The organism is Curtobacterium sp. ODYSSEY 48 V2, from assembly GCF_023712625.1.
GTDB lineage: Bacteria > Actinomycetota > Actinomycetes > Actinomycetales > Microbacteriaceae > Curtobacterium.
Genome location: NZ_JAMAXX010000003.1, coordinates 133,461 through 148,938, shown reverse-complemented (window position 1 = coordinate 148,938; position 15,478 = coordinate 133,461). Strand labels below are relative to the sequence as shown.

Below are 15,478 nucleotides of genomic sequence, written 5' to 3'. Positions count from 1 at the left end.
TTTCCCGGTTCCGCCCGTTCGCCGTCGTGCGCTGGTCCGCGCTGTTCGTCCGCTCGCAGCAGAGGGCGACCACGACTGCACCAGGGGGTGCGAGCGGGCGGAATCGAGGGCGGAGCTCGCGCCGCGATGCCGGTTCCGCCCGCTCGGGGAGACAGACGTGCGGCAGAGGCGCGGGCGGGCGCAGCCTGTGCGGCGCGGGCGCGGGCGAGCGCACAGTCCGTGCCCGTGCGGAGCGTGCGCTCAGCGCGGGTGCACGTCGAATCGACGGAGCGCGAGCGAGGGGTTGACCGCACGGACCGCCTCGGTGGTCGCGGTGTCGATCGTCGCGACGACGGTGCCGGGTTGCGCTCCGCCGGCGGCGACCGCGACACCGGCGGGGTCGATCACCACGGAGTCGCCGATACCGATCGGCCCGGTCTGACCGACCCCGACCACCCAGACCGTGTTCTCGATCGCACGGGCGGTCAGCAGCGTGCGCCAGTGGTGTTCCTTCCCGGGGCCGCGCACCCACTCGGCCGGCAGGACCACCGCATCGGCTGCGCCGACCTCGGGTGCGGCCAGGCGCCGGGTGACCTCGGGGAAGCGCAGGTCGTAGCAGGTCTCCAGGCCGATGCGGACCCCGCCGAGCTCGAACACCGGCAGCTGGTCGGCTTCACCCGACTCGATGCGGACGGACTCCTTCGACCCGAACGCGTCGTACAGGTGCACCTTCCGGTACGTCGCCGCGATCGATCCGTCGGCCAGCACCGCGACCAGGGTGTTCCGGAACCGTCCCGGCGTCCCCGCGGTCTCGGCCACACCCACGACGAGCGCGATGGCGTGCTGTCGCGCGATCGCCCGGAGCCCGGTCACGAAGGGCCCGTCGAGCGGCTCGGCGGCGGCGACGAACCGGTCGTCGATCTCGGCGCTGAAGTACGACGTGTACTCGGGCGTCACGAGCAGGTCGACCCCGCGCGCGGCGGCGTCCTCGGCAGCGGCCTGCACGGTGCGGAGGTTGGCTGCCGTGTCGTCGACGGGAGCGAACTGCGCGGCGGCGACGGTGAGGGTTGCCATGGCCCGAGCGTAGCCGCGGCACGTCCTCGCTGAACGCAGCAGCGAGGACGACCAGCGCGACGAGCACGACCAGCACGACCGGCACGACCAGCACGCGGTGCACGACCAGCACGCCGTGCACGTCCGGGTGGAACGACGAAGGCCCCGGTCCGAGTGGACCGGGGCCTTCTTGTGACGCTTGGTTGCGGGGGCAGGATTTGAACCTACGACCTCTGGGTTATGAGCCCAGCGAGCTACCGAACTGCTCCACCCCGCGGCACATCCAATAGCCTACACACCCCGGTGGCGGGGCACAAATCGAGTGCCCCGCCACGGCGTGTCAGTTGCCGTTCTCGGCTTCGGTCGCGGCCTCGATGGCGTCCTGCAGGCGCTTGTCCGCCTCGGCCGCAGCGACCAGGTCGTTGTCGGCGTAGGCCTTCTGGCGGTCCTGCAGCGCGCTGCGCGCGTCGGCCAGGGCCCGGTCGAGCGCCTGGTTGCCGGTGTCGCTCGACGAGCCGCCCGAGCCGCCGGAGGAGGAACCTCCGGACGACGAACCGGAGCCACCCGAGGAGTCGGACGATCCCGAACCCGAGTCGGCCGAGCCTGCGCCCGACGAACCCGAGCCCGACGAACCCGAGTCCGACGAACCGGTCGAACCCGACCCGTTCGCCGCGCCCTGGTCACCGGCGGCAGCACCGGAGTCACCGTCGAACAGCTCGTTGAGCGCCTGGTCGAGGGTGTCCTCGAACGCGATCTTGTCGCCGAAGGCCACGAGCACCTTCTGCAGCAGCGGGTACGAGCCACTCGAGGTCGACTGGACGTAGACGGGCTGGACGTAGAGGAACCCACCGCCGACCGGCAGCGTCAGCAGGTTGCCCTGCTTCACGGTCGAGTTGCCCCGCTTCAGGATGTTCAGCTCCTGCGACACGGTGGTGTCACCGTTGAAGAGGCTCTGCACCTGCGCCGGACCCGGGATGTTGTCCGTCTTCGGCATCGTCAGCAGCGTGAGCTTGCCGTAGTTCGACGCCTTCTCGCCCTTGCCGGCACCACCCGCGTCGGAGTCCACCGCCAGGTACCCGGTCAGCACGTTGCGGTTGTTCGCTCCGGCCGACTGCTGCGGGATGTAGGTCGTGTACAGCGAGTAGGCGGTGTCCTGCCCCGGCACCTTCATCGTCAGGTAGTACGGGTCCTGTAGGTTGCCCTGCGAAGCCGTGGTCCTGGTACCGAGGGCGTTCGTCGTCGTCTGCGACACCGTGTCCGAGTTGGCCTCGGAGTCGGTCGTGCCCGTGGTGGTCTCCTGCGGGGTGTTCCACGCGTCGTCACCCGAGTAGAACGAGTTCGCGTTCGTCACGTGGTACGTGCCGAGGATCGAGCGCTGCACCTTGAACAGGTCGGTCGGGTAGCGCACGTGGTCGAGGAGTTCCGCGCTCATCTGCGAGACCGGCTGCGTCGACGTGGGGAAGATCTTCTGCCACGTCTTGAGCACCGGGTCCTCGGTGTCCCACGCGTAGAGCGTCACCTTGCCGGTGTACGCGTCGACGGTGGCCTTCACCGAGTTGCGGATGTAGTTCACCTGGTCCGTGCGGAACGCCGACGAGTCGGTCCCGGCGACCGTGTCCGACAGGCTCTGGCTCTGGGAGTACGGGTAGGCGTCGCTCGTCGTGTAGCCGTCGACGATCCACTGGATGCGGTGGTCGACGATCGCCGGGTACGCGTCACTGTCGAGCTTCAGGTACGGAGCGACCTTCTGCACGCGCTGGATCGGGTCGCGGTCGTACAGGATCTGCGAGTCGCGGTTCACCGCGTCCGACAGCAGGATCTGCTCCGACTGGAACTTCGCCGCGTAGACGAGGCGGTTGAAGAACCCACCGAGGCTCGGTCCGCCGTTGCCCTGGTACGTCGTCGTGGCGTTGCCGCCGTCGCTGTCGTCGGAGCCGGCCGGGTAGTCGAGCTCGATGTTCTTCGAGCCCTCGGGTCCGCCCACGATGGAGTACGGCGGCGAGGTCTCACCGAAGTAGACACGCTCCTGGTAGTTGCCGAGCTGCCCGTTCGACGGGATGCCGGACTCGAGGAACACCGGCTTGCCGTCGCTCGCGCGCTGGTTGCCGTAGGCCGCGGTGACGCCGAAGCCGTGGGTGTAGACGAACGTCCGGTTGTACTGGGTGTTCGCCTGCGAGCTGAGCCCGTCGAGGTCGATGTCGCGGACCGCGATGACGGTGTCCTCGGTCTGGCCGTCGATGTCGTAGCGGTCGACGTCCAGCTGGTCGGGGAACTGGTAGTACTGCCGGTACTGCTGCAGCTGGCTGAACGTGTCCGAGACGATCTTCGGGTCGATCAGACGGATGTTCGCCGTGGTCTGGGCGTCCTGCGCCAGCGCGCCGGAGCTCGCCTCGGTCGTGGCGTCGTAGTTCTGCTCCTGCACCCCGCTCACGCCGTACGCGTCGCGGGTGGCCTTGATGTTGCGCTCGATGAAGGCCGACTCGTAGGTCCGCTCCGACGGCTTCACCTGGATGCGCTGGACGATCCAGGGGTAGATGCCGCCGATGACGATCGCCGCGACGAGCAGCAGCCCGGTGCCGACGATCGAGATGCGCCAGCGGCCGATGACGGCGGTGACGATGAAGAGGATCGCGACGATCGCCGCGATGCCCGCCATGATCTCGCGCCCCGGGATGACGGCGTTGACGTCGGTGTACTGCGCACCCGTGATGAGCGGGTTGTCCTTCGTCAGCGCGGCGTACTGGTCGAGCCACAGGCTGACGGCCTGCAGCGCCACGTAGACCGCTGCGGTGACGGCGAGCTGGACGCGTGCGGCCTTCGAGATGCGGACCTCGCGCCCGCCGAAGCGCAGCGCGCCGTAGAGGTAGGTCGCGGCGAGCGCGGCGATGCCGGCGATGAGGACGACGGCCGACGAGTACGCCACGATCGAGCGCCAGAACGGCAGCTCGAACACGTAGAACCCGATGTCCAGCCCGAACTGCGGGTCCTTCTGGCCGAACGGGGTCCGGTTGAAGTACTCGAGCACCATGCTCCAGCGACCGGCGGTCGCGAGCCCGGCGAACAGGCCGAGGACGACCGGGATGCCGATCATGACCGCGCGGCGCAGGGGCTCGATGACCTGCTGGTAGCGGTCGAGCTGCGAGTTGAGCTTGGCGTAGACCGGGCGGAAGCGGAAGGCGAGCGCGATGCTCACGTAGACCGGGACCGCCATGCCGAGGAACCCGGCCACGAACATGAGCGTGCCCGCGATCCAGCGCGTGGTGAGGACCTGCTGGAACCCGAGCTGCGCGAACCACGCGTAGTCGGTGTACAGGCTGGCGAAGATGAAGAAGCCGATCACCAGTGCGGCCAGCACGATGATCGTGACCACGATCGGGACCCGCGGCGAACGCCGCCCAGCAGTGCCCGAGGTGGACGAGGTTGTCGTCACTTGATGTGCTCCAGACGTGTCGGACCGGCGGGCCCGGCGCGCCGGGCCGTCAGTGCTCCGATCCTATTGGTCCGGACCGACAGTGAAACTGTACGGGGACTCAGGAAGGCGAGCCGAGCCTCCAGGCCGGTCGGCCGGGAGGCGCGGATCGCGTCGAGCGCACACGTCGCGCCGTGCGGGTGGCCGGGTCAGGAGCCGCAGCGTGCGAGCCCGGCGGTGCTCTTCCCCGCGGCGATCGTCTCGAGGTCGGTGACCGCCTGGTCGAGCGTGGCGACCTTGTAGACGTCGAGTCCGTCCGGCACGTGGCCGACGACCTCGTCGCAGTTGTCGGCCGGCGCCAGGAACACGGTCGCACCGGCGTCCTTCGCGCCGTAGAGCTTCTGCCGGATGCCACCGATCGGGCCGACCTCGCCGTCCGCGGTGATCGTGCCGGTGCCCGCGACGTGCTTCCCGCCGTTGAGCTCGCCCGGCGTCAGCTCGTCGATGATCCCGAGCGCGAACATCATGCCGGCGGACGGGCCACCGACGTCCTGCAGCGCGATCTTCACGTCGAAGGGGAAGTCGTACCGTTCGGTGACGCCGACCCCGAGGAGCGGGGTCCCCTGCTCCTCGCGGGGGGTGACCTCGACCTGCTCGCGCTTTCCGTCGCGCAGCAGCGTCACCGTCGCCGGCGACGAGGTCCCGTGCTCCGCGACCGCCGCACGGAGCGACCCGGCGTCGACGTTCTCGGTCAGCTGCTCCCCGTCGAAGGCCGTGATGACGTCGCCCTCGCGGATGGTGCCGTCCGCAGCGGAGCCCTCCTGCACCGTTCCGACCCGGAGCTCGGTCGGCAGGTCGTGGCCCTGGTGGATGAGCGCGGCGGCGACGGCGGACTGCTGCGACGACCGCATGTCGGCCTCGTCCTGCTGGTTCACCTGCTCGGTGGTGGTGCCCTCCGGGTAGACGGCGCTCGCGGGGATGACCGCCTCGGAGCGCGAGAACAGCGCGCGGATCACGCTCGTCCACGACGGGCGGTTCGTGGCGTCACCCTGGATGCCCACGGTGAGCATGTCGAGCGCGCCACCCGTCGGGTACGTCTCCGCCCCGTCGATCTGGATGAGCTCGACGTCCTTCGCGTCCTTGCCCTGCCCCTGCCGCTGCGTGCCGATCGTGTTGTAGACCGGCCCGGGCACCTCGATCAGGTAGGGGCTCGGCAGGAAGCTCGCCAGGAGTCCGAGCACGACCGCGCCGATGACGAACGCCCAGCCGACGGTGCGTGCGCGGGAACGGCGACGGGGCGCGGGGGCGAAGAGGGTCACGGACGTCCTTCCACGGGCGGGGCGCCCGCGGGTGCGGGCGGTGCACCCGCGCGCTGGCGGGTCGGTCGCCCGCGTGCTCGCAGGCTGTTCGCCCTCGGCGCAGCGGTCCGGGCGTCCCCTCGGGAGCATCCCGGGCGCTGCCCCGTGAGCAGCGGTTAGCGTAGTCGTCATGCCTGATCAACCGCAGCCGGGGCCGGACGACGACTTCCAGGAGATGCTGCGCAAGCTGCTCTCCGGAGAGGGACAGATCGACCCGTCGCAGCTCGCGGGCGCGGCCGGACTGCCGAACGACCCGGCGTTCGTGGCGAACCTGATGAGCCAGCTCCAGCGCGCGGCGCAGTCGGGCGGGGACGGCATCGACTTCTCGGTCGCGTCCGAGCGTGCGACCGCGATCGCGCGTGACGGCGGACACCCGGTCGACCCGGCGACCGCCCAGGCCTCGGACCAGGCGTTCCAGGTCGCCGCGCTCTGGCTGGACGAGGCCACGAGCGTCCCCGAGCTCACCGCGACGCCGAGCCTGTACACGCGGGAGCAGTGGGCGAAGGCCACGACCCCGGTCTGGGCGCAGATCGCCGAGCCGGTGGCGCTGAGCATCGCGAACGCCCTCACCGAGGCGATCGACCAGCGCGCGCCGGAGCAGCTCAAGGCCATGCTCGGCGACGTCTCGAAGGCGATGCGCGGCGTCGGCGGCGCCCTGTTCGCGATCCAGCTCGGCCAGGTCGTCGGGCAGCTGTCGAAGGAGGTCGTCTCAGGCGGCGACGTCGGCGTGCCGCTCCTGGACGAGCAGGTCGCCGCACTGCTGCCGCAGAACGTCGCCGAGTTCGCCGAGGGCCTCGACGTGCCCGAGGACGAGGTCCGGATCTACCTGGCTGTCCGTGAGCTCGCGCACGCCCGGCTCTTCCGCTCCGCCCGCTGGCTCCGGCTGCACATCATCTCGTCGATCACCGACTACGCACGGGGCATCCACATCCCGTTCGACCGGGTCGAGGAACTGGCCTCGGAGATCGACCCGACCAACCAGGAGCAGCTGCGCGACGCACTCGCGTCCGGGGCGCTCATCCCGCCGCGCACGCCCGAGCAGGAAGCCGCGCTCGGCCGGCTCGAGACGATGCTCGCGCTCGTCGAGGGCTGGGTCGACACGGTCACCGCCGCCGCGACCGTCCGGCTGCCGAAGTCCGACGCGATCGCAGAGATGGTCCGCCGTCGCCGTGCCGCCGGTGGTCCCGCGGAGTCGGCCTTTGCCACGCTCGTCGGCCTCGAGCTGCGCCCCCGCCGACTGCGCGAGGCCGCTGCGCTCTGGCAGCGCGTCACCGAGGAGTTCGGGGCCGAGGAGCGCGACGCCCTGTGGTCGCACTTCGACGCCGTGCCGACGTCCGAGGACGTGGACGACCCGGACGCCTTCGTGCTGCGGCTGCGGAACCCGGGTCGCTCCGCCGAGGACGACGCGTTCGACAAGGCGCTCGAGGACCTGCTCAACGACGCCTCCGGCGATCGCCCGCGCGAGGACGAGAGCGGCGGCATCGAGGACGAGGGCGGCCCCGCGGACGACCGCGCTACGGGCGACGACACCCCCGGCGCCGGACCCCGCTAGTTCTCCACAGATCGTGACGGCCGGTCCCCACGGGGCCGGCCGTTCCGCCAGCGTGGGTGCATGGGCATCCGCATCGACCCCACGCTCGAGTTCGTCTGGCGCGACCCGGGGACCGTGCAGCTCGGCGTCGACCCGCCGCGCGCCGTCGTCCCCGTCCCGACCGTGGCCGAGGAGCGCTTCCTCTGCGCGCTCCGGCGGGAGACGAGCCGCGACGCCCTGACCGCCCTCGCCGGGACGACGGGGTGCAGGCCCGAGGTGGCGGCCCGCGTGCTCGGTGACGCCTCCCCCGCCGTCGTCGACGTCCTGCCCGAGCCGCTCGCCCGGGTCGAGGTCCACGGGGACGGCGTCCTCGCCGACACCGTCGCCGAGATGCTCTCCGGCGAGGGCGTGACGGTGGCCCGGACGGCCGCGCCCCGCGGTGGGCCGGTCGTGCTGCCGGACCCGACCCCCGCACTCGCGGTGGTCGTCGTCGACCACGTCGTCGACCCGGCGCTCCGGTCGGCGTGGGCGCGGCGCGGGACCCCGCACCTGTCGCTCGTGGTCGGCGACGGACGGATCCGGCTCGGGCCGGTGGTCGTCCCGGGCGACGGCCCGTGCCTGCAGTGTGTCGAGTACGCCCGCGTGGACGAGGACCCGGCGTGGCCCGCGCTGGCCGCCCAGGTGTGGGGTCGGCCGGCAGCACCGCTGTCGCCCTGGCGACGCGCAGCGGTCGCGTCGGCCGCGGTGCGGATGCTCGTGCAGCGCCTGCCCCTGCGGACCCAGGTCCCCACGACGGACCAGGTCGTCTTCGACCGCGACGACCTGACGGTCAGCCTGCTGCCGGTGGCACAGCACCCTCGGTGCGCCTGTCGAGCGCTGCCAGGAACCGACTCGGCGCCCGGGCACCCCCGCGCGTGGAACCCTGCCGTGACCACGTGACGGTGACCGAGCGACGCGCGCGGGTCAGCCCGACGTAGAACAGCCGGCGCTCCTCGTCGACCTCGGCGTCGGTCGTGGCGTGGGAGATGGGCAGCAGCCCCTCGGCGGCGCCCACGACCACGACGTGGGGCCACTCCAGACCCTTCGAGGAGTGCATGGTGGCGAGGGTCACGGCGTCGAGCTCCGGCTCGTGGTGGGTCGCCGCACGGTCGACCAGGTCCTGCGTGAACTGCTGCATCGTCGTGCCGGCGGGCGCGGCCTCGGCCAGGCCCATGACCGCCTGCAACGCCTCCCACTGGTCGCGGACCGCGCCGGTGCCGTCCGGCGGCGTCGGGGTCCAGCCGCTCAGCTGCAGCACGAGCCCGACCCGGCGGGTGAGCTCGTCGTCGGTCTGCCGGACGGCCTCGCCGCGCATGTGGTGCACCGCGAGCTTCACCTCGGGCCGGTCGAAGAACCGCGTGCCGCCCTGCACCCGGTACGGGATGCCGGCGCGACCGAGGGCGGACTCGAGCGCGGCGGACTGCGCGCCGACGCGGAAGAGCACCGCGCAGTCGCCGAACGCCGCTCCCGACGCCACGAGCTCGCCGATGCGACGGGCGACGGTCTGCGCTTCGTCGCCGTCGTGCACGCAGGGCAGCACCTCCGGCTCCGGGCCCCGCTCGGTGGACTGCGCGACGAGGTCGAGCGCACCGGGCTGCCCGCGCATCAGGGTGTTCGCGGCGTGCACCACCTCGGGCGTCGACCGGTAGTTCCGTTCGAGGCGCACGACCGACCCGCGGGGGAACTCCGACCCGAAGCCCAGCAGGTACCGGCTCGACGCGCCCGCGAACGAGTAGATCGTCTGGCTGGCGTCACCGACCACGCACACGTCGTCGCGGCCGCCGAGCCACGCGCGCAGCAGGTCGTGCTGCACGGGCGAGACGTCCTGGTACTCGTCCACGACGAAGAACCGGTACTGCTGTCTGACGTACGAGGCCACCCGCGGCTCCGACTCGACCATGCCGAGCGTCGCGAGCAGGACGTCCTCGAAGTCGAGTTGCCGACGGTCGTCCTTGAGCTGCTCGTACGCCTTCATGAGGTCGATCACCCGCCGGGGCGGGGTGTCCCGCGGCATCACCCGGTCGGCCGCAGCGGCCTCGTACTCGTCGTAGGTGAGCATCTGCACCTTGCGCCACTCGACCTCGGCCGCGAGGTCGCGGAGCACCGGGGTGTCCACGTGGATCCCGACCGTGTCGGCGGCGTGCGCGATGACCCGACCCTTGGACTCCACGATGCGCGGGGCGTGCCCGCCGACGGTGTCCGGCCAGAAGTAGCTGAGCTGTGCCATCGCCGCGGCGTGGAAGGTCCGCGCCTGGACCGTCCCGGCGCCGAGCGCGCGCAGCCGCGACCGGAGTTCCCCGGCCGCCCGTGTCGTGAAGGTGAGCGCGAGGACGTGGTTCGGCGAGTACGTGCCGGTCGCGACCCCGTACGCGATCCGGTGGGTGATCGCCCGGGTCTTGCCGGTCCCTGCGCCGGCGAGCACGGCGACGGGGCCGAGCAACGTCCGGGCCACGGTCTGCTGCTCGGCGTCGAGCGCCGCGAGCAGTTCGTCCGGCGACGGCGGGCGCACCGGTGCGGCACCGGTCGACGCGCGGGGATCGGTCACGGCACGTCCAGCGGCCCGCCGTACCACTCCTCGATGATCGCGCGGGCGATCGACGTGCGGCCGGGCAGCAGCAGGGTGTCACCGGCACGCTCGCGGACCTCGTCGCGCGAGAACCACCGGACGTCGAGGATCTCGACGCCGTCCGGTCGAGCGGTCGAGGGATCGCCGTCCACGGCGCGTGCGCGGAAGCCGACCATGAGCGACGCGGGGAACGGCCAGGGCTGCGACCCGAGGTACTCGGGCTCCTCGACGCGCACGCCGGACTCCTCCCAGACCTCGCGGCGGACGGCGTCCTCGAGGGACTCCCCCGGTTCGACGAAGCCGGCGAGCAGCGAGTAGCGGTCGGCGTCCCACGCGGCGTTCGACCCGAGCAGGATGCGGTCGTCGGCGTCGGTGACCCCGACGATGATCGCCGCGTCGGTCCGCGGGAAGAGCTCGTGCCCCTCGGGGTCGCGGCGGACCCACCCGCCGCTGACGACGTCGGACGGCGAGCCGGTGCGCGGGGAGAACCCGTGCACGGCGTGCCAGTTCGCCATCGCGACGGCCTCGACCGCGAGGCCCTGGTCGCGGGCGGACAGCTCGGTGCCGAACATGCGCAGGCTCGACCACGCCTCGTCGTCGGGCTCGATCGCGGCGGCGGCCGTCGCGTCGAGCAGCGCGGCGGCGAAGCGCGTGCCGGCAGGAGCGTCGGCGGCGTCGGTGACCGCTCGGCCGAGGTAGAGCGTCACCGCGTGCTCGGGCACCGCGTCGGCGCCCACGAACCGGAGCGCGCCGTCGGCGTCACGGAGCAGCTCGGCACCGCGGACGGGCAGCCACCGGGTGTCCGGGTCGGCCCGCAGGACGCGGTCGAGGTCGGGGGTGGTCCGGAACTCCGCGTCGCGGTCGAGTTCGTTGCGGGACAGCGGGAGTCTGGCGGCGAACTCGACGGTCACGGCGGGGTGCTCCTCGATCGGGACGGGCTTCTCAACGGGACCCTGTGGACGGTGCCCGGGCTTGCACAGGCCAGCGTGGCGTGCGCTCCGGCACCGGACGCGGACCTACCCTGAGGGGCATGGCGGGATCCCAGTTCACTCTAGCCGCGTTGGCGACCACGGCCGTTCCCGGTCTGGTCGTCACGGGCACGCGCACACTCGGCTCGGCCGCCTCCGGTGACTACGAGTCGGCCGTCCTCCGCGACGCGGACGGCGCGCTCAGTGCGATCCGTCGCCCGCGCAACCAGCGGGCCGAGGCCCGGCAGTCCGCGGACCTCGTCGCGATCCGTGCCCTGAGCGCCGGCATCCGTTCGCGTCTGCCGTTCGCCGTCGCCGAGTACCGCGGTCAGGCGCCGATCGGTTCGACCCGGGCGATCGTCACGACCTACGTTCCGGGCATCCACCCGACGCTGCGCGACCTGACCGAGCGTCCCGACCTCGCGACCGCCGTCGGCCGTGCCGTCGCGGCCGTCCACCAGCTGCCGACGAGCTTCGTGACGGACGCGGGACTGCCGTCGCTCACCCCGTTCGAGGTCCTGCGCTCCGCCGTCTCCGTGATGGACCGCGCGGTCGCCACGAAGCTCGTGCCCGCCGCACTCGTCGAACGGTGGGAGGGCGCTGCGCGCGACCAGCAGCTCTGGCAGTTCACCCCGACGGTCGTGCACGGTGCGCTGGGCACCGGGGTCGTCCTGGTCGACGGCGACTCGGTCACCGGCGTCCTCGACTGGGGCGAGCTCCGACTCGGCGACCCCGCGAAGGACCTGGCCTGGGTGCTCGCCGGTCACCGCGACGCCTTCGACACCGTGATCAGTGCGTACGAGGCGAACGGCGGGGGTCGGGACCGCCAGCTCGCCCAGCGCGCCCGCGTCCACCACGAGCTCGAGACCGCCCAGTGGCTGCTGCACGGCGTGCAGGCGAAGAGCACCGAGGTGGTCGACGACGCGGTCGCGATGATGCACCGGCTGGTCGACGCCGTGCAGACCCCGAGCGCGGCGCCGCTGCAGTCGGTCTCCCCCGAGACGATGGAGATCGGCGAGGTCGAGCAGTTGCTGTCGTCGACCGAGCGTCGACACGGCTGACCCGGCCACCGCCCCGTCCGTCGCGACCACCCATCGGACGGGAGGCTCCCCGCGGCCCCGCCCCGCGCCTCCCGTCCGACACGGCGTCGGTCCACGTGCCGCAGCGGCCCAGCCCTGATCCGGCCGGCCGACGCACCGGGCCCGGCCGGTCGACGCACCCGGCCGGTCGACGCACCGGATCAGCCGAGTGCCTCCTGCCAGGCGCGCTCGAGACCGGCACGATCGAGCAGCGCCGTGGGCCGTACCTCGAGGTCGTCCGCGACGAAGTAGAAGACGGCGTCCACCTCGTCGACCGGTCGCCCGGTGAACTCGGCGTACGCCACCCGGTACAGCGCGAGCTGCAGCTGCCGCGCGGCCAGGTCCGCCGTGCCGGTCGGTGCCTTGCCGGTCTTCCAGTCCACCACCTCGGCGCGACCGTCGATCTCGTACACCGCGTCGAGCTTGCACACCACGCTGTGCCCGAGGAACGGGATGTGGATCTCGCGCTCGACCTCCACCGGGGTCAGGTCGGCCCAGCGTGACCGGGCGAAGGTCGCCTGGAACGCCGCCAGTCGTCGTGCGTCGTCGTCGGTGACCGCGGCGTCGGTCGAGGCGTCCACGGCCTCGTCCGCGTCGAGGTCGCGTTCGTCGTCCCACAGGTCGAGGGTCTCGAGCGAGCCACCGCTGCGCGCGCGCTGCTCGACCCACTGGTGGAAGAGCGTGCCGAGCCTGGTCGCACGGTACGGCCGCTCCGGCATGGGCCGGCGCAGGCGCTCGGCGACCGCGTCCGGCTGGCCGATGTAGTCCTTGAACCCCGAGGCCGGGACGCGGTGCGGGATCGCGACGCGGCGCCGGTCCGACCGTGCAGCCTGCCGTTCGGCGAGCAACAGGTCGATGTCCGCCGCGAAGCGCCCGGCCGCACCGGGGTTCGCGTTCCGGACGCGGTCGGCTGCCGCGAGGACCCGGGCACCCCGCTGCCCGAACGGCACGTGCGGCCAGGTCTGGGTCGCCCCGTCCCCACCGAGGGGGTTCTCCTCGTGCACGGTGCCGTCGGGGACGGCGTCGGCAGCGACGACCCCTGCCGCGACGAGGTCCCGGAGGTACCGACTCGGCGGCGTCGGCTTGACCCCGCCGGCCCACGACGACCCGGACACGAGCAGGTCGTGCCGTGCCCGCGTCAGCGCCACGTAGGTCAGCCGACGCTCCTCGTCCTCGTTCCGGGCCTTCACCTGCTCCTTGTAGGCCTCGATGGCGTCGACGACGCCCTTCTGGTCCGCGTGCCCCCGCCACTCGAGCCGCGGGAGCTCGTCGGCGTCTCCGCGGAACTCGTACGGCAGGCGGCCGAAGCCGAGCCACCCCGAGGATCCTTCCTGCGGTCGGGCGGGGAGCGCGCCCTCGACGAGCCGCGGCACCGCGACCGCGTCCCACTCCAGGCCCTTCGACCCGTGGATCGTCAGGATCTGCACCGTGCCGGCCTCCGGCTCCTCGGACCGCGGGCCCATGTCGTCGCGGCGGGCGGCGGCGTCGATCCAGCCGAGGAAGGCACCGAGGTCGGCGCGGTCGTCGGTCGTCACGAACCCGGCGAGCTCGTCGACGAACGCGTCGAGGAAGGCGGCGCTCCCCTGCTCGTGGGCGGCGACCTCGACGTCGAGCCGCATCTCCTGCACGACCAGGGTCACGAAGTCGACCAGGTCCCCGGCCGCCCGGGCCCGGAGCGCGGCGAGCTGCTGCCCGAGCTCGCGCATCCGCTGGCGGCCGGCGGGACTGATGCCCTCGAGGGCGCCGTGCTCGTCGGGGGCGCTCGCGACGAAGTCGAGCGCGTCGACGATCGATCCGTGCTCCCCGGCGGCGACGGACGCGCGGAACGCCGCGGTCAGCTCGTCGTCGAGGCGCTGCTGCGTGTGGTCGCGGCGGAACAGCCAGCGGGCGAGTTCGTGCAGCGCGGCGACGTCGGCGGCACCGACCCGCCACCGTGCGCCGGCGAGCAGGCGGATGAGGTCGTTGCCGGCCGCCGGGTCGTGGAGCACCCGGAGACACGCCACCAGGTCGACGATCTCGGGTCGCTGCAGGAGGCCGCCGGTGCCGAGCACGTGGAACGGCACCCGGTGTGCACCGAGCGCGGCGGTGAACGCCGACAGGTCCTTCCGCGAGCGCAGCAGCAGCGCCATCGAGCCCTCCGGCGAGGCACTCCGGCGTTCCGCGAACCAGCGGGCGACCGCGTCCGCCTCCTCGGGCAGGGTCTCGGGGAAGACGGCCGTCACCGTGCCGGCGTCCGCACCGGGTCGCGGCGCGAGTCGCTCCACGGCGACCTCCGACGCAGCCGACAGCGGGTCGACGACGGCGTTCGCGCCGGCGAGCACGTCGACCGGGTTGCGCCAGCTCGTGGACAGGGCGAAGGTCACCGGCGCCGGCGTTCCGGCACCGTCCGTCCCCGCGACCGGTGCGTCCGGTGCGACCGGTGCGTCCGGTGCGTCCGGTGCGACCGGTGCGACCGGTGCGACCGGTGCGACCGGTGCGACCGCGAAGTCGCGCGGGAAGCGGGCCAGGTTCGCCGCGCTCGCCCCGCGGAAGCCGTAGATCGACTGGTGCGGATCGCCGACCGCCATCACCGGGTGTCCGCGGAAGAGCCGGGCGAGGAAGCGTGTCTGCACCACGGAGGTGTCCTGGTACTCGTCGAGGAGCACCACACGGAACCGGCTCCGCAGGTCGTCGACCACCCGCGGGGCGGACTCGGCCGCGGCGAGCGCGAGGGCGATCTGGTCCGAGAACTCCACGAAGCCGCGGTCGACCTTCTGCCGTCGGAACTCCTCGACGAGGTCGACGAGCGGCTCCAGTGCTCCGATCGCTGCGACGGTGTCGGTCACGGCCTTGTAGGGGTTGCCCCTGGCGTTCCCGGGCAGCTCGAGCAGCGCGCCGAAGTCGATCGCGAAGCGACGCAGGTCGGCCGGGTCGACGAGGTGCTCGGACACCGCCCCGGCGAGGGCCACGACGGCAGCGGTCACGGTGTCGACGTCGCGGTCGAGCCCGGCGAGCCGGTCGTCCCGCGCACCGACGACCACCCGACGGGCGAGCTGCCAGGCGGAGGGCTCGGTGAGCACCTGGGACTCGCCGTCGCGTCCGACCAGCAGGGCGTTCTCGCGGAACACGGCGTTGGCGAACGCGTTGTAGGTGGAGACCGTCGGGGCCTCGAAGGCGTCGCCGGCGGTCAGGAGCCCGACGTCCTCGAGCGCACGGATCCGGTCGTTGATGCGCACGGACAGCTCACCGGCCGCCTTGCGGGTGAACGTCAGCCCGAGCACCTCGGCGGGACGGACGAACCCGTTCGCGAGCAACCACACCACCCGCGACGCCATCGTCTCCGTCTTGCCGCTGCCGGCTCCCGCGACGACGAGCGCGGGAGCGAGCGGCGACTCGATGACCGCACGCTGCTGGTCGGTCGGGCGCGGTCGGCCGAGGGCGTCGGCGATCGCGTCGGCGTCGTGGGCCGCCAGGGGCGCGTCGGCGTCGTGGGCCGCCGGGGGCGCGTCGGCGTCGT

At 72.6% G+C, this 15,478-nt stretch carries 9 protein-coding genes and 1 tRNA gene; 3 read left to right on the top strand and 7 right to left on the bottom strand.

Going from position 1 to position 15,478, the window contains the following annotated elements; translation table 11 throughout:
* Positions 1 to 240: 240 nt before the first annotated feature.
* From M3666_RS05770 to M3666_RS05755, 4 genes are all read right to left on the bottom strand, one after another.
* On the bottom strand, positions 241 to 1,053 hold the full coding sequence (locus tag M3666_RS05770; protein ID WP_251154723.1) for a carbon-nitrogen hydrolase family protein: 813 nt from the start codon (positions 1,051 to 1,053) through the stop codon (positions 241 to 243).
* A 179-nt stretch (positions 1,054 to 1,232) separates the two neighbouring features.
* Positions 1,233 to 1,309: transfer RNA gene (locus tag M3666_RS05765), tRNA-Met, on the bottom strand.
* A gap of 63 nt (positions 1,310 to 1,372) precedes the next feature.
* Positions 1,373 to 4,402, bottom strand: coding sequence for a UPF0182 family protein (locus tag M3666_RS05760; protein WP_251154722.1), 3,030 nt, complete (start codon positions 4,400 to 4,402; stop codon positions 1,373 to 1,375).
* Between the two features lie 248 nt (positions 4,403 to 4,650).
* A complete protein-coding gene (locus M3666_RS05755) occupies positions 4,651 to 5,760 on the bottom strand; it encodes a S16 family serine protease (RefSeq protein WP_251154721.1) in 1,110 nt (369 codons plus the stop codon).
* A gap of 169 nt (positions 5,761 to 5,929) precedes the next feature.
* On the opposite strand from M3666_RS05755, the gene M3666_RS05750 reads away from it, so the two are divergent.
* Complete coding sequence (locus M3666_RS05750) at positions 5,930 to 7,351, top strand: zinc-dependent metalloprotease (RefSeq protein WP_251154720.1); 1,422 nt, start codon at positions 5,930 to 5,932, stop codon at positions 7,349 to 7,351.
* A gap of 60 nt (positions 7,352 to 7,411) precedes the next feature.
* Positions 7,412 to 8,269 (top strand): hypothetical protein, encoded by an 858-nt coding sequence (locus M3666_RS05745; RefSeq protein WP_251154719.1) that lies wholly within the window; start codon positions 7,412 to 7,414, stop codon positions 8,267 to 8,269.
* Here M3666_RS05745 and M3666_RS05740 read toward each other — a convergent pair.
* Together M3666_RS05740 and nudC are read right to left on the bottom strand one after the other, a co-directional pair.
* Positions 8,160 to 9,914 (bottom strand): ATP-dependent helicase, encoded by a 1,755-nt coding sequence (locus M3666_RS05740; RefSeq protein ID WP_251154718.1) that lies wholly within the window; start codon positions 9,912 to 9,914, stop codon positions 8,160 to 8,162. The two genes, M3666_RS05745 and M3666_RS05740, sit on opposite strands and share 110 nt — an antisense overlap.
* A complete protein-coding gene (nudC, locus tag M3666_RS05735) occupies positions 9,911 to 10,846 on the bottom strand; it encodes an NAD(+) diphosphatase (protein ID WP_066652885.1) in 936 nt (311 codons plus the stop codon). Before nudC ends, M3666_RS05740 begins: the two co-directional genes overlap by 4 nt.
* A 119-nt stretch (positions 10,847 to 10,965) precedes the next feature.
* Between nudC and M3666_RS05730 the strand changes: the two genes are divergently transcribed.
* On the top strand, positions 10,966 to 11,964 hold the full coding sequence (locus M3666_RS05730; protein ID WP_251154717.1) for a phosphotransferase: 999 nt from the start codon (positions 10,966 to 10,968) through the stop codon (positions 11,962 to 11,964).
* Between the two features lie 179 nt (positions 11,965 to 12,143).
* On the opposite strand, the gene M3666_RS05725 is transcribed toward M3666_RS05730, so the two are convergent.
* Positions 12,144 to 15,434, bottom strand: coding sequence for an ATP-dependent DNA helicase (locus M3666_RS05725; protein WP_285841147.1), 3,291 nt, complete (start codon positions 15,432 to 15,434; stop codon positions 12,144 to 12,146).
* Positions 15,435 to 15,478 lie beyond the last annotated feature (44 nt).